Annotated in this window: 17 protein-coding genes; 12 read left to right on the top strand and 5 right to left on the bottom strand. The window is 62.2% G+C overall.

Annotation, left to right across the window (positions count from 1 at the left end; genetic code table 11):
• Positions 1 to 161 precede the first annotated feature (161 nt).
• The 9 genes from glgX (at position 162) to AC07OV_RS01540 (ending at position 10,712) form a co-directional block, all read left to right on the top strand.
• Positions 162 to 2,321: a glycogen debranching protein GlgX gene (gene glgX / locus AC07OV_RS01500; RefSeq protein ID WP_494995915.1), complete on the top strand. Its 2,160-nt coding sequence runs from the start codon at positions 162 to 164 to the stop codon at positions 2,319 to 2,321.
• A 1-nt stretch (position 2,322) separates the two neighbouring features.
• Entirely contained in the window at positions 2,323 to 3,321 is a 999-nt protein-coding gene (locus tag AC07OV_RS01505) for an acyl-CoA dehydrogenase family protein (protein ID WP_176995936.1), read from the top strand.
• Positions 3,318 to 4,076, top strand: a complete 759-nt coding sequence (locus AC07OV_RS01510; RefSeq protein ID WP_494995916.1) for a PIG-L deacetylase family protein — start codon at positions 3,318 to 3,320, stop codon at positions 4,074 to 4,076. Before AC07OV_RS01505 ends, AC07OV_RS01510 begins: the two co-directional genes overlap by 4 nt.
• Positions 4,073 to 4,672 carry an SAM-dependent methyltransferase gene (locus AC07OV_RS01515; RefSeq protein ID WP_494995917.1) on the top strand — a complete coding sequence of 200 codons (600 nt, stop codon included), beginning with the start codon at positions 4,073 to 4,075 and terminating at the stop codon, positions 4,670 to 4,672. Before AC07OV_RS01510 ends, AC07OV_RS01515 begins: the two co-directional genes overlap by 4 nt.
• Complete coding sequence (locus AC07OV_RS01520; RefSeq protein ID WP_495091324.1) at positions 4,669 to 5,328, top strand: glycosyltransferase family 2 protein; 660 nt, start codon at positions 4,669 to 4,671, stop codon at positions 5,326 to 5,328. The genes AC07OV_RS01515 and AC07OV_RS01520 overlap by 4 nt, the downstream gene beginning before the upstream one ends.
• Before the next feature lie 176 nt (positions 5,329 to 5,504).
• On the top strand, positions 5,505 to 6,266 hold the full coding sequence (locus AC07OV_RS01525; RefSeq protein WP_176995932.1) for a PIG-L deacetylase family protein: 762 nt from the start codon (positions 5,505 to 5,507) through the stop codon (positions 6,264 to 6,266).
• Positions 6,267 to 6,513: 247 nt separating this feature from the next.
• Complete coding sequence (locus AC07OV_RS01530) at positions 6,514 to 9,066, top strand: autotransporter family protein (RefSeq protein WP_495091325.1); 2,553 nt, start codon at positions 6,514 to 6,516, stop codon at positions 9,064 to 9,066.
• A 132-nt stretch (positions 9,067 to 9,198) separates the two neighbouring features.
• Positions 9,199 to 10,227, top strand: a complete 1,029-nt coding sequence (locus AC07OV_RS01535; protein WP_494995920.1) for an alpha/beta fold hydrolase — start codon at positions 9,199 to 9,201, stop codon at positions 10,225 to 10,227.
• Positions 10,228 to 10,241: 14 nt separating this feature from the next.
• Positions 10,242 to 10,712: a cytochrome P460 family protein gene (locus AC07OV_RS01540; protein ID WP_494996018.1), complete on the top strand. Its 471-nt coding sequence runs from the start codon at positions 10,242 to 10,244 to the stop codon at positions 10,710 to 10,712.
• A gap of 40 nt (positions 10,713 to 10,752) precedes the next feature.
• On the opposite strand, the gene AC07OV_RS01545 is transcribed toward AC07OV_RS01540, so the two are convergent.
• The 3 genes from AC07OV_RS01545 to AC07OV_RS01555 form a co-directional block, all read right to left on the bottom strand.
• The gene (locus tag AC07OV_RS01545) at positions 10,753 to 11,181 is read right to left on the bottom strand and encodes a TOBE domain-containing protein (RefSeq protein WP_155585186.1); all 429 of its coding nucleotides are present in this window, start codon (positions 11,179 to 11,181) and stop codon (positions 10,753 to 10,755) included.
• Positions 11,182 to 11,255: 74 nt separating this feature from the next.
• Positions 11,256 to 12,671 (bottom strand): amino acid permease, encoded by a 1,416-nt coding sequence (locus tag AC07OV_RS01550; RefSeq protein ID WP_494995921.1) that lies wholly within the window; start codon positions 12,669 to 12,671, stop codon positions 11,256 to 11,258.
• Between the two features lie 59 nt (positions 12,672 to 12,730).
• Positions 12,731 to 13,765 (bottom strand): histone deacetylase family protein, encoded by a 1,035-nt coding sequence (locus AC07OV_RS01555; protein WP_494995922.1) that lies wholly within the window; start codon positions 13,763 to 13,765, stop codon positions 12,731 to 12,733.
• Between the two features lie 121 nt (positions 13,766 to 13,886).
• Between AC07OV_RS01555 and AC07OV_RS01560 the strand changes: the two genes are divergently transcribed.
• The 3 genes from AC07OV_RS01560 (at position 13,887) to AC07OV_RS01570 (ending at position 17,033) form a co-directional block, all read left to right on the top strand.
• Entirely contained in the window at positions 13,887 to 14,375 is a 489-nt protein-coding gene (locus tag AC07OV_RS01560) for an Lrp/AsnC family transcriptional regulator (RefSeq protein WP_494995923.1), read from the top strand.
• Positions 14,376 to 14,503: 128 nt separating this feature from the next.
• A complete protein-coding gene (locus AC07OV_RS01565; protein ID WP_495091326.1) occupies positions 14,504 to 15,997 on the top strand; it encodes a methyl-accepting chemotaxis protein in 1,494 nt (497 codons plus the stop codon).
• A 142-nt stretch (positions 15,998 to 16,139) separates the two neighbouring features.
• Positions 16,140 to 17,033: a LysR family transcriptional regulator gene (locus tag AC07OV_RS01570; RefSeq protein ID WP_495091327.1), complete on the top strand. Its 894-nt coding sequence runs from the start codon at positions 16,140 to 16,142 to the stop codon at positions 17,031 to 17,033.
• On the opposite strand, the gene AC07OV_RS01575 is transcribed toward AC07OV_RS01570, so the two are convergent.
• Positions 17,030 to 18,166 (bottom strand): (R)-mandelonitrile lyase, encoded by a 1,137-nt coding sequence (locus AC07OV_RS01575; RefSeq protein ID WP_495091328.1) that lies wholly within the window; start codon positions 18,164 to 18,166, stop codon positions 17,030 to 17,032. The two genes, AC07OV_RS01570 and AC07OV_RS01575, sit on opposite strands and share 4 nt — an antisense overlap.
• A gap of 17 nt (positions 18,167 to 18,183) precedes the next feature.
• Positions 18,184 to 19,236, bottom strand: a complete 1,053-nt coding sequence (locus AC07OV_RS01580; protein WP_495091329.1) for an alpha/beta hydrolase — start codon at positions 19,234 to 19,236, stop codon at positions 18,184 to 18,186.
• Positions 19,237 to 19,319: the final 83 nt, after the last annotated feature.

Consider the following 19,319-nt stretch of genomic DNA (forward strand, 5'->3'; position numbering starts at 1 on the left):
ACGCCCCCCCCCCCCCCCCCCCCCCCCCCCCCCCCCCCCCCCCCCCCCCCCCCCCCCCCTCCCCCTACAGGACCTCATCGTATTGAACAGGGTTGCCTGGCGCACGGTCGTCACGGCAGCGTTCGGCCTGAAAAAACACACCTTGCAGGAGCAATTCAACCATGAGCAAACCCGATAACAGCCAACCGACGCCGGACCACGAGCCGTCGCGGATTCGTGAAGGTTTGCCCTTCCCCCTCGGCGCCACCTGGGACGGCCTGGGCGTCAACTTCGCCCTGTTCTCGGCCAATGCCACCAAGGTCGAGCTGTGCCTGTTCGATGATTCCGGCGAAGTCGAACTGGAGCGCATCGAACTGCCCGAATACACCGACGAGACCTTCCACGGCTACCTGCCCGACGCCCACCCCGGGCTGATTTACGGCTACCGCGTGTACGGCCCCTATGACCCGGCCAACGGTCATCGTTTCAACCACCATAAATTGCTGATCGACCCCTATGCCAAGCAATTGGTGGGCGCGCTCAAGTGGTCCGAAGCCCTGTTTGGCTACACCATCGGCCATCCGGACGACGACCTGAGTTTTGACGAACGCGACAGCGCGCCCTTCGTGCCCAAGTGCAAGGTCATCGACCCCGCGCACACCTGGGGCAACGACCAGCCGGTGCGCGTGCCGTGGGACCGTACGATCATCTACGAAACCCATTTGCGCGGCATCAGCATGCGCCACCCTTCGGTGGGCGAATCGGTGCGGGGCACTTGCGCCGGCTTGATGGAAGACGACGTGCTCAAGCACATCCGCCAGCTGGGTGTGTCATCCGTTGAATTGCTGCCGGTGCATGCGTTCGTCAACGACCAGCACCTGCTGCAAAAAGGCATGACCAACTACTGGGGTTACAACAGCATCGCCTTCTTTGCCCCCGACCCGCGTTACCTGGCCAGCGGCAAGATCGCCGAGTTCAAGGAAATGGTCGCGCACCTGCATGAGCAGAAGCTGGAGGTGATTCTCGACGTGGTCTACAACCACACCGCCGAGGGCAACGAGCGCGGCCCTACCCTATCCATGCGCGGCATCGACAACGCCTCGTACTACCGGCTGATGCCTGACGACAAGCGCTTCTATATCAACGATTCCGGCACCGGCAACACCCTGGACTTGAGCCACCCGTGCGTGCTGCAGATGGTCACCGACTCGCTGCGCTACTGGGCCAACGAGATGCACGTCGACGGTTTCCGCTTTGACCTGGCCACCATCCTTGGGCGCTACCGCGACGGCTTTGATGAGCGCCACAGCTTCCTGGTCGCCTGCCGTCAGGACCCGGTGTTGCGCCAGCTCAAGCTCATTGCCGAACCCTGGGACTGCGGCCCCGGTGGCTACCAGGTGGGCAACTTTCCGCCGGGCTGGGTGGAATGGAACGACCGCTTCCGCGACACCGTGCGCGCCTTCTGGAAGGGTGACGACGGCCAGCTGGCTGATTTTGCCGGGCGTATGACCGCCTCCGGCGAGATGTTCAACCACCGGGGGCGCAGGCCTTACAGCTCGGTGAATTTCATCACCGCCCACGATGGTTTTACCTTGCACGACCTGGTGTCGTACAACGACAAGCACAACGAAGCCAACGACGAGAACAACCAGGACGGCAGCAATAACAACCTGTCCTGGAACCACGGCGTCGAAGGCCCGACCGACGACCCCGAGATCAACGCGCTGCGCCTGCGCCAGATGCGCAACTTCTTCGCCACGTTGCTGCTGGCCCAGGGCACGCCGATGATTGTGGCCGGGGATGAGTTCGCGCGCACTCAGCACGGCAACAACAACGCCTATTGCCAGGACAGCGAAATCGGTTGGGTCAACTGGGACCTGGACGACGACGGCAAGGCCCTGCTCAAGTTCGTCAAGCGCCTGATCAAGTTGCGCCTGGCCTACCCGATCCTGCGCCGTGGGCGCTTCCTGGTGGGCGACTACAACGAGGACATCGGCGTCAAGGACGTAACCTGGCTGGCGCCCAGCGGCGATGAAATGACCACTGAGCAATGGCAGGACAGCCACGGCCGCTGCCTGGGCATGTTGATGGATGGCCGCGCCCAGGAAACCGGGATCCGCCGTCCGGGCGCCGATGCCACGTTGCTGCTGGTGGTGAACGCACACCACGACATGGTCAATTTCCGCCTGCCACCGGTGCCCGAAGGTGGGTTCTGGACGTGCATGGTCGATACCAACCAGACGTCGGTGCGTGGCCAGGAACGTTTCGAGTTTGACCACGAGTACGCCGTCACCGGCCGTTCATTGCTACTGTTTGAGCTGCAATACGAGGATGAGGTGTGACATGGCACTGCATGGATTCCTTCAGGGCTACCGGGGCTATGCGGACACGCAAGCCTTGGGCAACACCCTGAGGGCGCTTCAGGAAGAAGGCCTGGACCAACTGCCGCTACCCGGCAGTGGCCAGACATTGGAACGGTTCAGCCGCCTGGCCCAGGTGGCCGGGCACGACCTACGTCTGTGCAAGTTGTTCGAAGGGCACACCGACGCCTTGGCGATCATTGCCGAATTACATGGCTCGCTGCCCCCCGAAGGCAGCCTCTGGGGCATGTGGGCCGCCGAGCCACCGACGGCCAAGGTGCGCGTGCGGCAGGATGGGCATCGTTTGATCGTCGACGGGCGCAAAGCCTGGTGTTCCGGCGCGGCGGTGGTCAGCCATGGGCTGTTGACCGCCTGGGACGACGAGGACCGCCAGCAGTTGGTCGCGGTGGAAATGCGCCAGCCCGGCATTACCGTTACCGACGAGGGCTGGGACGCCGTGGGCATGGCAGCCACCGGCAGTGTCGAAATCCTCTTTGCTGGCGCCCGAGGCATTGCCATCGGCGGCCCGGGCGATTACCTGGCACGTCCGGGGTTCTGGCAGGGTGGCATCGGTATCGCCGCGTGCTGGTACGGCGCGGCCCAACGCCTGGGCGAAGCCTTGCGCATGCAGTGCAGCAAACGTCCCGAACCCCACGCCCTCGCCCACCTGGGCGCCGTCGACAGCGCGTTGAACGGTGCTGCGTGCGTGCTGCGTGCCAGCGCCGAACAGGTTGACCGCGAGCCCAAGGCCGACGCGCGGCAACTGGCGCAACAAACCCGTGCGTGCATCGAGGACACGGTGGAACAAGTGATACACCACGTCGGGCGTGCGGTGGGTGCTGGCCCTTATTGCAAGGACCCGCACTTCGCCCAGTTGATGGCGGACCTGCCGGTATATGTACGCCAAAGTCATGCCGAACGCGACCTCGCCGCCCTTGGCGAACTGGTCGCCGGTGATTCCACAGGGAGGTGGCAACTGTGAAACCCAATCCGATCGTGGGGCAAGGCACGCCGTTGCATCACTGGCAGGCCTCGACCCAGTTGGCCGAACTGCCGCTGGTCAGCGTCGCGCAGTTGGTGCCCGAGGGCCGACGCGCGGTGATCATCGCCCCGCACCCGGACGATGAAGTGCTCGGCTGCGGTGGATTGTTACAGGGGCTGGCCGCACTGGGTCGGCCCATCCAACTGATTTCCGTGACGGATGGCAGCGCCAGCCACCCCGGCTCCACACGGTGGCCGGTGGAGCGGTTGAGCGTGGTGCGCCCGCAGGAGTCCGCTCAGGCCCTGCACCGCCTGGGCTTGCCGCCGCACAGCTTGAAATGGCTGCGCGCGGGCTTTACCGACAGCAAGGTCGCCGTGCGCGAGGAAGAGCTGGCCGCGTTTATCCAGCGCTACCTCAAGCCCGGCGACGTGGTGTTCAGCACTTGGCGCGAGGACGGACACAGCGACCATGAAGCGGTCGGCCGGGCCAGTGCCAAAGCCACGTCGGCGGTCGGTGCGACCTTGTACGAGTTGCCCGTCTGGACCTGGCATTGGGCTACCCCTGAAGACAGCCAAGTGCCCTGGCACCGTGCGCGCAAAATCCCGCTGACCTGCGAAGCCGTTGCGCGCAAGCGCCATGCAATTCACGCCTTCGCCAGCCAACTCGAGGGCGACCCGCAGATTGGCCTGGCACCGGTACTTGCGCCCTATGTGGTGGAGCGCTTGTTGCAACCTTTTGAAGTGGTGTTTGTATGAGTGTGGCAACGCCCTATTTCGATCAACTGTTCGCCGGCAACGATGATCCCTGGGCGTTTCGCCAGCGTTGGTACGAACGACGCAAGCGCGCCCTGACCCTGGCTGTGCTGACGCGTCCGCGTTACGCCTCGGTGTTCGAGCCCGGCTGCGCCAACGGCGAGTTGAGTGCCGAACTGGCCACCCGTTGCGATCGCCTGTTGTGCTGCGATACCGCCAGCGCCGCCGTCGCCCTGGCCAAGACCCGTTTGCTGGGCTTTCCCCACGCCCATGTGCAGCAAAGCCGGCTACCCGAACAATGGCCGACTGGCCCGTTCGACCTGATCGTGTTGAGCGAGCTGGGTTATTACTTGGACGTCGAAGACTTGAATCGCCTGATCGATCAGGCCCTCGCCTCCTTGACCGACGACGGGCAACTGCTCGCCTGTCATTGGCGCCCGGTGATCGAGGGTTGCCCACAAACCGCCGAACAGGTGCATGCCCTGCTCCAGCAACGACTCGGTATGCACCGTGTCGTACAGCATCACGAACCTGACTTTTTGCTTGACCTGTGGAGCCGTGATGGCACCTCGGTCGCGCGCCACGAGGGCCTGCGATGATCGGCATTCTGATTCCCGTGCATAACGAAGAGGCGCTGTTGGCCGAATGTTTGAAGGCTGCGCGGGTTGCCGCGAGCCATCCCGAGTTGCTGGGTGAGCCCGTGGAGATTTTGGTGGTGCTCGACAGTTGCAGCGATGCCAGCGCGGCCATTGCCCTGGACTTCCAGGTGGGTCGCCTCGAAGTGCAGGCGCGCAACGTGGGACATGTACGCGGTGTGGGTGCACGGCATTTGTTGAACCTGGGCGCACGCTGGATCTCCTGCACGGATGCCGACAGTCGCGTGGCCCCCGATTGGCTGGTGGCGCAGCTGGCGCTCGGTACCGACGCAGTGTGCGGGACTGTGACCGTGGATGCGTGGAGCGAAGGGTTCGACGAGGCCGCGCAGATCCGTTATCAGCAGGCCTACACCGCGAGTGACGGTCACCGGCATATTCACGGCGCCAACCTGGGTGTGAGCGCCGGCGCCTATGTACAAGCGGGAGGGTTCGAACCCTTGGCGTGTCATGAGGATGTACAACTGGTGCGCGACCTGGAACGCAGCGGTGCATCAATCGCCTGGAGCCACATGCCGCAGGTGATCACCAGTGCGCGCCTGGATTGCCGCGCCAGGGGCGGGTTTGGCGACTACTTGGTCAGCCTGATGCAGGCTACGTAAAAAATCCAAGTTTCCAGATGTAAAAGCGCCCGATCCTTGTCTATGCTCAAACCGCCTTGCTGGCACTCCAGGGTTGGAATGCCAAGCGATCATTGCAGCGGAGTCTGCGGTGAATAAAGAGAGTCGTCCCGTCAACGGGGCACGACCCAGCATCAATCGACAAGGATGTAACACCGATGAAGCCTGCCTCCTCAAGCGAGGGCCGTCGCGGCGCCGCGCAAGTCTGGAACAGCGCCCCGCAGCTGGCGCAAATCCCAGCCATTTCTCCCTCCTCGCTGGTGCCCCCGGGTGCACGGGTGGTGGTCATCGCGCCCCATCCGGGCGACGAAGTGCTGGCGTGTGGAGGGCTGTTGCAATTGCTCAGCACGCTTGAACACCCACTGCTATTAATCTCCATCACTGACGGCAGCGCCAGCCACCCGGGTTCCCAGATATGGCCCGCCAGTCGCCTGAGCGTGGTCCGTCCCCAGGAAAGTGTCGAGGCATTGCGCCGCCTGGGCATGCCACTGCACAGCCTGAAGTGGATACGCGGTGGATTCCGCGACGACGCCCTGGCGGCCCGCGAGCAACCGATGAGCCAATTCATTGCGCGCTACCTGCAGCCGGGTGACGTGGTGTTCAGCACCTGGCGCAACGATGGCAACGACGACCATGATGCCGTCGGTCGTGCGAGCGCCAAAGCCTGCAGCCTGATGGGCGCCCGCCTGTATGAACTGCCGATCTGGGCCTGGCACTGGCCCGCACGGGAAGGCTCGGTGATTCCCTGGCAACGCGCGCGCAAGGTGCGACTCGATACCTGGAGCGTCGCACGCAAGCTGCACGCGGCCCATGCCTATGCCAGCCAGTTGGCGGGCGACCCGCAAATCGGCCTGCCGCCGATGCTGGCGCAGGTGCTGCTGGAGCGCATGCGCGAGCCTTATGAGATCGTGTTCGGCTAGGCGCATGCTCGTCTATACCTGTTACTTTTCACAGTAGCGCCGCAAGCAAAGTGCAGCTAGCGTCCAAAAAACCGCTGCACCTCTTGAGGTGCAGTCGAGAAAGCCATGCCAACCCTTTGCATTGGCCGGTGTTTTCGAACAGGTAACCCGCACTCCCTGATCTGTATCGCGCGTTTTTGTTGTCATGGTCTGGCCAGCACCTGCTGACGCGGTTGCTGGAACCACCCTGCGCCATGAGGACACGATCATGAGCTCACACTCCAGACAGGACCTGATCCCGGTCGTTTTGACAATTTTGGCCATATTCCCCGTGTTTTCCCAAGCCGCCTGCGTCGTCACCCCGGGCCCCTCCGGCCAAGTGTTCACTTGTACCAGCGGCACCGACCCTGGCATCAACGCGCCTACCGGTGACAATGAAGTGCTGTTCCCCAGTGGTAATGCGGAAATCAATGGCAATGTGACGCTGGGCGCGGGTAACGACCTGTTCCAGTTGGATGCAGCCGGGGCCACGATCAATGGCTCGGTGGGCATGGGCGATGGCGCCAATATTTTCCGGTTGAACCTGGGTACCGTGACGGGCACGGTGACGCAGGGTGCAGGCGCTGACGTGGCGCAGATCAGTGGAGGCCAAGCTGGTGCGATCATTCAAGGGGATGGCGTCGACAGTTTCTCCATCAGCGGGGGCACTGTTGCATCGGTGGCCCAGGGCGATGGGCACGACAAGTTTTTCATGAGCGGCGGCACCATTACCGGGGCGTTCGAGGACGGTGATGACGCAAAGATGACCGGCGGCAGCATCGGCCGGGTGGACATGAAACTGGATAACAACCTGTTCGACATGAGTGGCGGGACCATCATCGGCAACCTGGTAACCGGCTTTGGCAACGACACGATTCTGATTTCGGGCACCAGCTACATCGGTGGCAACGTCAGCACCAGCGGCGGTACAGACTTGATCACCCTCACGGGCGGCACGATCAACGGGCAAATACTCGCCAGCACGGGTACCGACCACTTCAGTTGGATCGGCGGCGGCAGCGTCAATGGGTTCATTCTGATGGGCCCGGACAACGACACCGCCCTGCTGCAAAACCTCAACCAATCCATGTTGTCTTCCACGCCCCTGATCGACGGCGGCACAGGCGTCGATACCCTGACGTTTGACAACACCCAGGCTGACACGCCCGGGCGCTATACCAATTGGGAACTTGTCACGCTGGACAACAACGCCACCTTCAAACTTGGCGGCGCATTTGTTCTCGGCGATGTCGATACCGGAACCGGCACCATGACCCTCAATGGCAGCAGCAAACTGCTCGTCGATACCGGTGCAATCAGCGCATTTACCAGCGGGAAACTGGCGCAGTTGAACAATGGGGGCATGATCGACATGATCACTGGCAGCTCAACGGCTGGCGACACGCTGACCGTCAATGGCAACTACAACGGCACGGGCGGCACGCTTGCGCTGCAAACCGTGTTGGGCACCGACGGCTCAGCCAGCGACAAACTGGTGATCGGCCTGGGCACGATCCAGGGCAACACCGGCATCCGCATCACCAATTTGGGCGGTACGGGTGCGACGACCTTGCAGGATGGCATCCAGGTCGTGCAGGCCATCAATGGCGCCACGGGCAGCGCCGGGGCGTTCTCACTCGCCGCGACGGTGTCGGCCGGCGCGTTTGACTATTACCTGTTCAAGGGCGGGGTTACGCCCGGCACGGCAGAAAACTACTACCTGCGCTCGACCATCCCCGTCACACCAGCCGACCCCGTGATTGTCGTGCCGTTACCCGCGCCGGGCACTCCGCTCCTGCCGACCAACCCGGGCATAACCCCTATCCCACTCTACCGTCCCGAGGTTTCCGTCTACGCGGCGTTATTTCCTGCTACCCAGCAAATCGTGCAGGGCATGCTCGGTACTTATCACGAGCGCATGGGTGAACAGAGCCAGCAACAACACACTGATGCTTCCCCGGCGAGCTGGGGCCGGATGTACGGTCGCAGCACTCGCCAGAGCTTTACCGGCACAGTCAGCCCGACGCTGGACAGTTCGATCACCGGCTTCCAAGTGGGCAGTGACCTGTACGTCGCCACCTCCAGCACCGGCCAAACCCAACGTGCGGGTGTGTTTATCGGGCACAGCCGCCTGAGTGGCGACGTTAAAGGATTCAACGGAGGCTTTCAGGATAAGGACGCGGGCAACGCCACCTTGCGCGGCGACAGTCTGGGGGCGTACTGGACGTTGGTCGGCGCCAACCGCGCCTATTTGGACCTGGTGTTGATGGGCACCCGCTTCAACGGTAACAACACGTCCGACCGGGGCGTGAAGATGAAAACCGGGGGGAGCAACCTGTTGGCTTCAGCCGAAGCGGGATGGCCATTCCCGGTCAGCAGCCACTGGGAGCTGGAGCCCCAGGCCCAAGTCATCGTTGACCGTACGCGCCTGGATAACCAGAACGACGGTTTCTCCGAGGTCACCTTCCACTCGGACACAAACCTGGTCACCCGCTTGGGCGCCAGGCTGCGAGGCAACTACCAAGTCAGCGGCTTGCCTGTGCAGCCCTACGCACGTGTCAATGTCTGGCACGCCAGCGCCGGGACCCATACGGTGCGGTTCAACGACGTCACCGACATCGACACCGAACAGCAGTCCACCACCCTGGACCTCAAGCTCGGCGCCACCCTGAACGTGGCCGAAGGCGTCAGCCTCTATGGTGAAGTTGGCTACAACCGCAACCTGGACAGCAACGCCCTCAACGGGCGCGAAGGTACCGTGGGACTGAGAATGGCGTTCTAGGTTTGTATCGCAGTGTGTACAGAGCCCGCTGTGATACACCGCCTTTAATTCAGCGGCTTTTCTGAAACAGGCCAGATACAGCGCAGCGTTCAACTGAGCACCAGGCACACATCAAGCCGCAGGAGGCTCGCCATGCACACTCAGTTGACCCCTCGCTCCAAACGCCCACTCTTTCTGGCCTTTGCGCTGTTGCAGTTCGGGGCCCTGGGCGTAGCCCATGCCGAGATGCCCGAAATCAACATTCCGGCGCCCGTCAGCCAATCGGCCTTCAGCACGCTTAAACACGTCAAGGCCGGCCAGTTGGATGTGGCCTATGCCGAAGTCGGCCCGGCCACAGGCCCGGTGGTCATCCTGCTGCACGGCTGGCCCTACGACATCGACAGCTACGCCAACGTGGCTCCGCTGCTGGCCGCCAAGGGTTACCGCGTACTAGTGCCGTATGCCCGGGGCTATGGCGACACGCGCTTCCTGTCTGATAAAACCCTGCGCAATGGCGAGCCCGCCGCGCTGGCGCAGGACGTGATTGATTTCATGGATGCGTTGAAGATCAAGCAAGCCGTGCTGGGCGGTTATGACTGGGGCGCGCGCTCGGCGGATATCGTTTCGGCACTGTGGCCGGAGCGGGTCAAAGCACTGGTATCGGTCAGCGGCTACCTGATCGGCAACCAGGCCGCCGGCAAGAACCCCTTGCCGCCAAAAGCCGAATTGCAATGGTGGTACCAGTTCTACTTCGCCACCGAGCGCGGCGCAGCGGGCTACCAGAAAAACACCCATGACTTCGCCAAGCTGATCTGGCAGACCGCCTCGCCCCAGTGGAAATTCGACGACGCCACTTTCGACCGCAGCGCCAAAGGCCTGCAAAATCCGGATCACGTGGCCATCACCGTCTTCAACTACCGCTGGCGCCTGGGCCTGGTCCAGGGCGAAAGCCAATACGAGGCGCTGGAGCAGAAACTCGCGCAGTCGCCGTCCATTGGTGTACCCACCATCACGTTGGAAGGCGATGCCAACGGCGCGCCCCATCCGGCACCAGAGGACTACGCCAAGCGTTTCACCGGCAAATATCAGTTCCGCCTGATCAACGGTGGCATCGGTCATAACCTGCCGCAGGAGGCGCCCGAGGCGTTTGCCAAGGCGGTGATCGACGCGGACCACCTGTGATGAAGCGCCTGTGCATGGCCGTCATTGCGCTGGTCGGCTCGGCCAGCCCGTGGGTGTTCGCCGACGACAACGCCTCGCCGATCTACGGCGTGACCATTCCCGACGGCTACCGCCAATGGGAACTGGTGGCGCCCGCCCAGGAAGCCGACCCGTTGAACGAGCTGCGCGTGGTGCTGGGCAACAGTGCTGCGCTCAAGGCCTACCGGGAAGGCAAGTTGCCTTTCCCCGATGGCACGGTACTGGCCAAGTTGGCGTGGAAACACGAACAGTCACCGGACTTCAAGACAGCCTCCATTCCCGGCGCGGCCACCACGGTGCAGTTCATGGTCAAGGATTCGAAGAAGTACGCCGCCACCGGCGGCTGGGGCTTCGGGCGGTTCATCAATGGCAAGCCGGTGGACCAGGCCCAGCACGAGACGTGCTTTGCCTGCCACCAGGCCTTGGTGAAAGATCGGGACTACGTGTTCACCAAACTGGCGCCTTGAGCGCGGAGGTCCGGGTGTCACCGGACCTCTGCGTTTCTCGTCAGGCCGGCACGCCCAGGATGATGTGCGAGGCCTTGATCACGGCCGTGGCACTCACGCCCGGTGCCAAGCCCAGCTCGGCCACCGCATCGCGGGTGACGATGGAATACACCTTGGATCCACCGGCCAGCTCGATCACCACTTCAGCGTTGACCGCGCCATCGTTGACGCTCAACACTTTGCCTTCCAGGCAATTACGTGCCGACAGCCGAATGTCGCTGGACTCGGTCATCAGCATCACCCACGGCGCCTTGATCAGCGCCACGGCTTCTTTGCCGACGGCGATGCCCAGGTTGCGCACGCTTTCCATGGTTACGACTGCCACCAGTTGCTCACCACCGGGCAGGGTCAGGACAACTTCGGCGTTGACCGCACCGTCCTGAACCTGGCTGACCTGGCCTTTGAATACGTTGCGTGCACTGACTTTCATGGGGAGCGTCCTTTTCTTGACTTATAGGTTAGGAAATGCCGCGCATGATTAAACGTAGCGCTGTGTAAAAACAACTATAGCGCCCTGCTCTCTGCCACTCGCCGGTTAAAACGCTGGCGAAAGTGCGACAGTTGGTAGGCGATCCCCAGCCAGATAAACCACGCGGGCATCACGCACAGTGCCAATCGAGTGTCCGGGCGTAACGCCAGCAGGCACAGCACGAACGCCAGGAACCCCAGGGAGAACCACGCCATCGGCACACCACCGGGCATTTTGTAGAGGGATTTGGCGTGCAGGTCCGGGCGTTTTTTACGGTAGGCAATGTAGGAGGCGAGAATAGTCGACCAGGTAAAAATCACCAGGATCGCAGAGACCGTCGACACGATCGTAAACGCGGTCATCACCTCCGGCACCACGAACAGCAACACCAGCCCCAGCAACATCAACAGCGTGGTAAACGCCAGGCTGATAAACGGCACGCTGCGGGTGGACAGGCGTCGGAAGATCCCCGGCGCATCCCCAAGGTCCGCCAGGCCGAACAGCATGCGGCTGGCGGAAAACACGCCACTGTTGGCCGACGACGCCGCCGAGGTCAGTACCACGAAGTTGACGATACCCGCCGCCGCCGGAAACCCCGCCACCAAAAACAATTCCACGAATGGGCTCTTGCTTGGCGACACCTGCTGCCACGAGGTGACCGCAATGATGCACGCCAGGGCCAGCACATAGAACAGGATGATGCGCAGCGGAATCGAGTTGATCGCCTTGGGCAAGGTCTTCTCCGGTGCGCGGGTTTCGGCCGCTGCCGTGCCGATCAATTCGGTGCCAGCGAAAGAAAAGATCGCCATCTGGAACCCGGCAAAGAAGCCGAACAACCCATTGGGGAACGCCGCCTGTTGATCGAGCAAATGCCCCAGCGAGGCAGTCACACCGGTGGGCGACACAAAGGAGCTGGCAATCAGCACCGCACTCACACTTATCAAAGTGACCACGGCGATGATCTTGATAATCGCGAACCAGAACTCTACTTCGCCAAACAGCTTGACCGTGAGCACGTTCAGCGCAAACAGCGTCAGCAACATGCCCACGGCCGGCATCCACGCTGGCACGTGCGGGAACCAGTACTGGAAGAACCCGCCGACCACCACCGCATCCCCCACCACCGCCACGCTCCAGCTCAACCAGTACGACCAGCCCAGGAAAAACGCCGCGCGCGGCCCCAGGTACGCACCGGCAAAGTCGGCAAAACTCTTGAAGTTGAGGTTGGAGAGCAGCAACTCGCCCATGGCGCGCATCACGAAGTACACGAACAACCCGATGATCATGTAGATCAGCAGGATCGAGGTGCCGGACAACGCGATGATCTTGCCCGAACCCATGAACAGGCCCGTGCCGATCGCACCGCCCATGGCCATCAGCTGGATGTGGCGGTTACTCAGGGTGCGTTGCAACGCAGGCTTTTCGGCAAGCCCGGGCGTGGTTGTTTTCATCACAAAACCTCTTGTTATGTTTTTGAGTTTTGGCAGAAAAAAGGATTGAACGGTGGCGCTCAGGCGCTCTTGTTTTCGAAGCCATGCAGCACGTTGACGGCATTGATGCCGATCTCATCGACCATGTAGCCGCCCTCCATCACGAACAGCGTTGGCACGCCGACACCGGCGATGAGTTCACCCATGGCGATGAAGTCCGGGCTGTCGAGCAAGAAGTGGCTGATGGGGTCGTCCTTGAAGGTGTCGACGCCCAGGGAAATCACCAGCACTTCGGGGGCGAAGTGTTTCAATTGCCGACAGGCGTCAAGCAAGGCGACTTGGTAACTGGCCCAATCGGTGTTTTTCGGCAACGGGTAATTGAGGTTGAAGCCCTCTCCCGCCCCGGCACCGCGCTCGTGGGCATGGCCGGAAAAGTACGGATAGGACACGCTCGGCTCGCCGTGCAACGAGATGAACATCACGTCGGGGCGATCATAGAAAATGTTCTGCGTGCCGTTGCCATGGTGGAAGTCCACGTCCAGCACCGCCACGCGCTTGGCGCCCTGGGTGATGGCCTGTTGCGCGGCAATTGCGGCGTTGTTGAGGTAGCAATAACCGCCCATGTATTCGCGTGCCGCATGGTGCCCAGGTGGACGGCACAGGGCGAAGGCGCTGTGCTGGCCTTCATCGATCAGCGCCAGGCCAGTCAGTGCGATATCCGCGCTGGTTTTCACCGCGTTCCAGGTGGTGCGGGTGATCGGCGAGCCGGCGTCCATGGCGAAGAAGCCCAGCTTGCCATCGATGAACTCCGGCACCTGCTGGTTGGCCAGGTCGCGCACCGGCCACACCAGCGGCAGTGCGTCATGGCTGCGGCCAATGGCGGTCCATTCGGCCCAGGCGGTTTCGAGGAAGGTCACATAGCGTTCGCTGTGGGCATTGACGTAGCAGGCGCGGTCGAAGGTGCGCGGCACGATGATCTCGCCCAGTCCCACCCGTTGTACCCGGTCACGCACCGTGTCCGCGCGGCTGGGTTGTTCGAACGAGGGTTTGAGCACGCCATCTTTCAATTCGGTGCCATGGTGCAAACGGTGGTCATCACTAAAAACAGTCAACATTGCTGAGGTTCCGCCAGTAAAAGACAGGGTCTATTTTGTTCTGGCGGCGCCGGGCTTTCTTTGCTTTTACTTCCACCATTGTTAGCTTATTCGGAACTTCTTACCCTCGCGGCGCTGATAAATGAAAAATAAAACCAAACAGGTCGCTCTTGACGACACCGATCTCGCCATCCTCGCCCTGCTGCAGGAAGACGCCAGTATTTCCAATGCCCAACTCAGCGAACGCCTGTCACTGAGCCTCACGCCATGCTGGCGTCGCCGCAAGCGCCTGGAAGAAGAAGGCGTGATCAAGGACTACCAGGCCAACCTCGATCGCAAGCTGCTCGGGCTGAACATCCTGGCGTTCGTGCACGTGCGCTTCGCCATCCACGCCGACCAGGCGCCGGACGCGTTCGAGGCGGTGATGCGCGAACTGCCCCAGGTGCTGGCGTGCCACAAGATCACTGGCGATGCGGATTACCTGCTGCAGGTGCTCGCCGAGGACCTCGACAGCTACAGCGAATTTGTCGAGAACGTGCTGCGCCGGCAGCTGGGGATTGCGTCGATCCAGTCGAGCCTGGCGTTGAAGGAAGTGAAGGCGACGAGTCGGGTGGCGATTGCGGGGCGCTAAGGCTTCGAACAGCGCCTGGCCCGTTTAAAGTCCTACCCGACCAGGCCGATAACTGACTTGCAGTATTGAATCCGAACACTCGCTCCGCGCACGCCAGATCCTCTTACGATTACATGGAGTAAGCCTGCATGCCTGTCCGTACGCGTTTTCTCGAGCATTACCGCAAAGCCGACCGCATCATGCTGGCGTTGATCTGGCTGATGTTTTTGTTCTCCATTGGCCTGGCGTTCTGGCACGACACCTTGCTGCAAGCGGTGATCATCGGCGGCGGCACCGCTGTCGTGCTGACCGCGCTTTACCGTGCCCTTTCAGGCACCCGCGTGATGCGCTGCGCACTCGGCGCAGGCCTGATGGTCATGGCCGCCCTGCACATCAACCAGGCCCAGGGCGTGATCGAATCCCACTTCGGCATCTTCGCCTTGCTGGCGGTGCTCACGTTTTACCGCGACTGGCTGCCGATCCTGGTGGCCGCCCTCACCATCGCCGTGCACCACGTGGTGTTCCATGCCTTGCAGCATCAGGGCTTCCCGGTGTTTGTGATGGACCATCACGGCGGCTGGGGCATGGTGTTCGTGCACGCGTTCTACGTGGTGATGGAAACCGTCGCCCTGCTCTACCTCGCCGTGCACAGCCAGGCCGAAGCGGTCGAGAGCCAGGAAATGCTCGAAAAAATGCTGGCGGTCACCTCGCAATTCACCTCCCAGACCAGCCAGGGCGAAGGCAAGGTGCATGTGTCCCTGGCCAAGCGCTTTGATCACTTCCTGCAGCAGATCACCCACCTGATCGATGGCGTCACCCGCGACTCCCACGGCCTCGGCCAGCTGGGCCAGGAACTGGCCAGTGCCAGCGGCACCCTGGAAAAAGGTGCGAGGCACCAGCTGGCAGAAATCACTCAGATGACCGGCTCGATGCAGCGCATGGAAGACGCCATGGGCCACATCGCCGTGCACGTCGAACAAGCCGTCGAGCACGCGGGCAAGGCCAGCCAGCAAATCGTGCGCGGCCAGCAAAGTGTTGGCCGTGCGCAACACGAAATCACTCAATTGGCCTCCCGCCTCAACGGCACCCACCAAACCGTGGAAGGCCTGGCGGTACAGGCCGAACAGATCGGCACCGTGCTCGAAGTGATCAACAGCATCGCCAACCAGACCAACCTCCTCGCCCTCAACGCCGCCATCGAAGCCGCCCGCGCCGGCGAACAAGGCCGCGGCTTCGCCGTGGTCGCCGACGAAGTGCGCAGCCTGGCCCAACGCACCGCCGTTTCCACCCAGGAAATCAAGACCATCATCGAAGGCTTGCAACACGGCAGCCGCCAAGCCGTGGAAGCCATGCACGACAGCCGCCAGGGCGTAGAGCGGTGCGTGGAAGACAGCCAAGTCGCGGTGGATATGCTGCAAGCCGTGGGCAATGACATTGCGCATATCGATGAGCTGAATGGGCGGATCGTGAGTACGACGCGCGAGCAGACTTCAGCGAACCTGGAGATTGTGGGGCGGTTGCAGGCGGTGCAAGGCATTGCCCAGAGCACGGCGGACGACGTGGAGTTGCTGGCCAGGAGCAGTGAGCAGTTGCCGGTGATTGCGGTGCGGCTGGACGCGTTGGGCCGGCGGTTTCATCAATAAGCGCGCTCCCCTGTAGGAGCCGGCTTGCCGGCGATGCAAACAACGCAGTGCATCAGTCGCAACCCGTCGACGCCATCGCCGGCAAGCCGGCTCCTACAGAAAGCGGCATAATCGGCTTCCTACTCATACCAGGCTCGCATCAATGACCACCGAACGCTACGACCAACTGGCCATCTTCGCCATCGTGGCCCAGGAGCGTAGCTTCACGCGTGCGGCTGCCCGGCTAGGGATGTCGCAACCGGCTTTGAGCCGCGCCATGCGCCAGTTGGAAGATCGCCTTGGCGTACGTTTGTTGGCCCGCACCACCCGCAGCGTCTCGGCGACCGAGGCCGGTGAGCATTTACTGCGGGTGATCGCGCCCCGTTTTGAAGAGATTGATAGCGAGCTGGCTTTGCTCAGTGAGTACCGTGACAAGCCCATCGGCAAGTTGCGCATCACGGCGGGTGAACATTGTGCAGTCAGCGTGCTGCAGCCGATGTTGGCCAAGCTGCTGCCGGGCAATCCTGACCTCAGTATCGAGGTCATCGTCGATTATGGTTTCACCGACATCGTCGCCCAAGGCTTCGATGCCGGCGTGCGCCTGGGCGAGCAAGTGGCCAAAGACATGATTGCCCTGCGCATCGGTCCGGACATGCGCATGGCGGTGGTGGGCTCGCCAGCGTACTTTGCACGTTACCCCGTCCCCACGATTCCGAATGAGCTGATGGCCCACAATTGCATCACCCTGCGCATGCCCACCCATGGGGGACTGTATGCGTGGGAGTTCGAGAAGAATGGGCAAGCCTTGAACGTGCGCGTCGAAGGGCAACTGGTGTTCAACACCATCGCCATGCGCCTGGACGCGGCACTCCAAGGCTTGGGGCTGGCGTTCATGCCCGAAGACCTGGTGCTGGAACATGTGGCGCAGGGCCGCTTGGTGCGTGTGCTGGAAGACTGGTGCGAGCCGTTTTCGGGCTATCACCTCTACTACCCCTGCCGACGCCAAAGCTCGCCCGCGTTCACCTTGTTGCGCGAAACCCTGCGCTATCCTGGTTAAGCAGGCTTGTCGGCCAAATGATAATCCAGGGCATCGTCGGCACGCCTGGCCGCCGCTGCATCGCCCTGCTCCGCCAGTAGCTGAGCGAGATGGCGTAACTGTTCAACCGTCACCCCCACCCGCAGGCTGGCGGCCACATGGGAGCGCAACTGCGACTCCACGCCCGACGTGGCAGCCAAGGCTGCAACCGTCGCCAGCTCGCGGCTCTGCCAGTCGAGGTTATCGCGTGCAAAGATGTCGCCGAACAAATGCGCTTGCAGGTAGCGATTGATCACCGGCACGAACTCGAACAACGGCCCTTGCACCGGAGCACCGGCGATTTTGGTCTGGTTGGCCTTGCCGAGTACCAGCAACTGTTCGCCAACCGGAATGACCGCCATGGGCTCACGCCCCAGGTCATCCTTGATGCCCTGCTGCTTGCGCGCCTCCACCACCCGCATCAACTCACCCAATGCATTCAGGCTGCGGGGGAAGCCGGTGTAGGCGTAGAGCTGCACGAGGATTTCCTTGGCTTCGTTGATGGCTAATCCAGCGTCCAGGCCACGATTCAACGCTGAGTTGAGCGCGGGCAAATTGCTGGTGGCCATCGAGGCCGCAATCAGGGGAATGGACTGTTGCCTGGCCGACAACGCCGTTTCACGGCTCGCTGCTTGGCTTGTCGACGCGGCGTATTCAGCATCCGTGACCTTCTCCATCCAATCGACGTTTTTGCCGTCCACCGTGCCTGTTACTGCCAGGTGGGTCATGGCGCTGTTGGGCGCAGCGCCGTGCCAGTGCTTGATGCCTGGCGGGCACACAATAACGTCGCCCGGCAGGATCTGCTGCACCGGCTTGCCCCACTCCTGGGTCAGCCCGACACCGGACATCACCACCAGGCGCTGGCCCGCCGGGTGGGTGTGCCAGGCCGAACGCGCGCCCGCTTCAAAACTCACATAGGCCCCGGAGGCGTTGAGTTCATCGGTGGCGGGGAACAAGGGATCGACACGCACCCGCCCAGAGAAATAGTCCTCAGGGCCGGCGACCGTTGCCTGGGTGTTTGCACGGCGGATCTGCTGGGTTTCAGCGACGCTCTCCGCGCCTGCGGCAAAAGGCGTGGCTGCGCACATCGCAATACCAAGAAGGGTTTTGCTCATGAGGCTGGCTCTCCGAATCAAAGGGTTCTGGCGTAGAACGCGGTCAACTGGTCGATGGCGATATCCACATAGGCGGGCACCCAATAGGTCTCGATGTGCGTTGCGCCCTCAATCTTGAACAGGTGTTTGTCCTGGGTACCCGTCGCCTTGGCGAATGCCTGCTCGCTCATGTAGAGGCTGTCGGCCTTGCTGCCCGCGATCATCAGCAGTGGCTTGTCGATCAATTCGAGCTGGTCGGTCGCGTCAAAACTCATCAGGTCCAGCAGGCTGCTCAGGGTGTATTTGAAGGTGGAGTTGGGGTGCGCGTGGGTCTTGCCGTAATACTCGAACCCCTGGCGGTAGAGGTCGAATGGCAGCTTGGCAACTTGTTCATCGGTCAGCTTCACGTCGCCGGTGTACACCACCTCGCCACCGGCCGCCTCTTGGGCGCGTGCGGCGGACGCCTGCTGCAAACGCTGCTGGATCGTGGCGACCTGTGAGTCCTGGTAGCCATTGCGGCGCACCCGCCCCGAGTTGAACAGGCTCACGGTGGCGATTGAAGCGAAGCGTTTATCGGTGCGCGCCGCCGCCAGGGAGTAACCACCGCCTCCGCAAATACCCAGCAGGCCAAGACGCGCGACATCGGCGCCGGGATAGTTGGCGATGTAATCCGCCATGCCGTGAATGTCTTCGATGCGATACGCCGGCTTGTCGACGTTACGCGGCTCGCCGCCGCTGGCGCCTTGATACGCCGCATCCGCCGTGATGGTGATGTAGCCCTGGGCGGCCATGCGCTGGGCATACAGGCCAGCAACCTGCTCCTTCACGCCGCCGTTGGGGTGAGCGACCACAATCACCGGGTACCGCTTGCTCGCGTCGTAGCCAGCCGGGGTGTAGACGTTGGCGGCGATGGTCAGGCCATTGAGCGTGTAGTGGACCGGGTGGATGTTGACCCTGCCCGGTTCGTTCGTCTTCAACGCGCCGTCGTAGGCCAGGGTGAAGGGGTTTTGCTTGTAGTCCGCCGCCTGAAGCTCGGCGCCTGACATACCGATCATGGCCGCCATGAACGTGGCTTTGAGTGGGGTGCGCATGCGGTGAATCCTCCCGACTGATCAATGAATGATGGCGTGGGGAGGAAACTACCCGTTCAGGCATTGATCGATAAACGGGGTGA

It is taken from the genome of Pseudomonas sp. GW821-FHT09A09 (assembly GCF_059418405.1).

Bases quoted from the DNA above. Each gene is read 5' to 3' on its own strand.
- AC07OV_RS01530 (WP_495091325.1), top strand. From the start codon at position 6,514: ATGAGCTCACACTCCAGACAGGACCTGATCCCGGTCGTTTTGACAATT.
- AC07OV_RS01565 (WP_495091326.1), top strand. From the start codon at position 14,504: ATGCCTGTCCGTACGCGTTTTCTCGAGCATTACCGCAAAGCCGACCGC.
- AC07OV_RS01535 (WP_494995920.1), top strand. From the start codon at position 9,199: ATGCACACTCAGTTGACCCCTCGCTCCAAACGCCCACTCTTTCTGGCC.
- AC07OV_RS01550 (WP_494995921.1), bottom strand. From the start codon at position 12,671: ATGAAAACAACCACGCCCGGGCTTGCCGAAAAGCCTGCGTTGCAACGC.
- AC07OV_RS01545 (WP_155585186.1), bottom strand. From the start codon at position 11,181: ATGAAAGTCAGTGCACGCAACGTATTCAAAGGCCAGGTCAGCCAGGTT.
- AC07OV_RS01520 (WP_495091324.1), top strand. From the start codon at position 4,669: ATGATCGGCATTCTGATTCCCGTGCATAACGAAGAGGCGCTGTTGGCC.
- AC07OV_RS01580 (WP_495091329.1), bottom strand. From the start codon at position 19,236: ATGCGCACCCCACTCAAAGCCACGTTCATGGCGGCCATGATCGGTATG.
- AC07OV_RS01555 (WP_494995922.1), bottom strand. From the start codon at position 13,765: ATGTTGACTGTTTTTAGTGATGACCACCGTTTGCACCATGGCACCGAA.
- AC07OV_RS01505 (WP_176995936.1), top strand. From the start codon at position 2,323: ATGGCACTGCATGGATTCCTTCAGGGCTACCGGGGCTATGCGGACACG.
- AC07OV_RS01560 (WP_494995923.1), top strand. From the start codon at position 13,887: ATGAAAAATAAAACCAAACAGGTCGCTCTTGACGACACCGATCTCGCC.
- AC07OV_RS01525 (WP_176995932.1), top strand. From the start codon at position 5,505: ATGAAGCCTGCCTCCTCAAGCGAGGGCCGTCGCGGCGCCGCGCAAGTC.
- AC07OV_RS01575 (WP_495091328.1), bottom strand. From the start codon at position 18,166: ATGAGCAAAACCCTTCTTGGTATTGCGATGTGCGCAGCCACGCCTTTT.
- AC07OV_RS01515 (WP_494995917.1), top strand. From the start codon at position 4,073: ATGAGTGTGGCAACGCCCTATTTCGATCAACTGTTCGCCGGCAACGAT.
- AC07OV_RS01570 (WP_495091327.1), top strand. From the start codon at position 16,140: ATGACCACCGAACGCTACGACCAACTGGCCATCTTCGCCATCGTGGCC.
- glgX (WP_494995915.1), top strand. From the start codon at position 162: ATGAGCAAACCCGATAACAGCCAACCGACGCCGGACCACGAGCCGTCG.
- AC07OV_RS01540 (WP_494996018.1), top strand. From the start codon at position 10,242: ATGGCCGTCATTGCGCTGGTCGGCTCGGCCAGCCCGTGGGTGTTCGCC.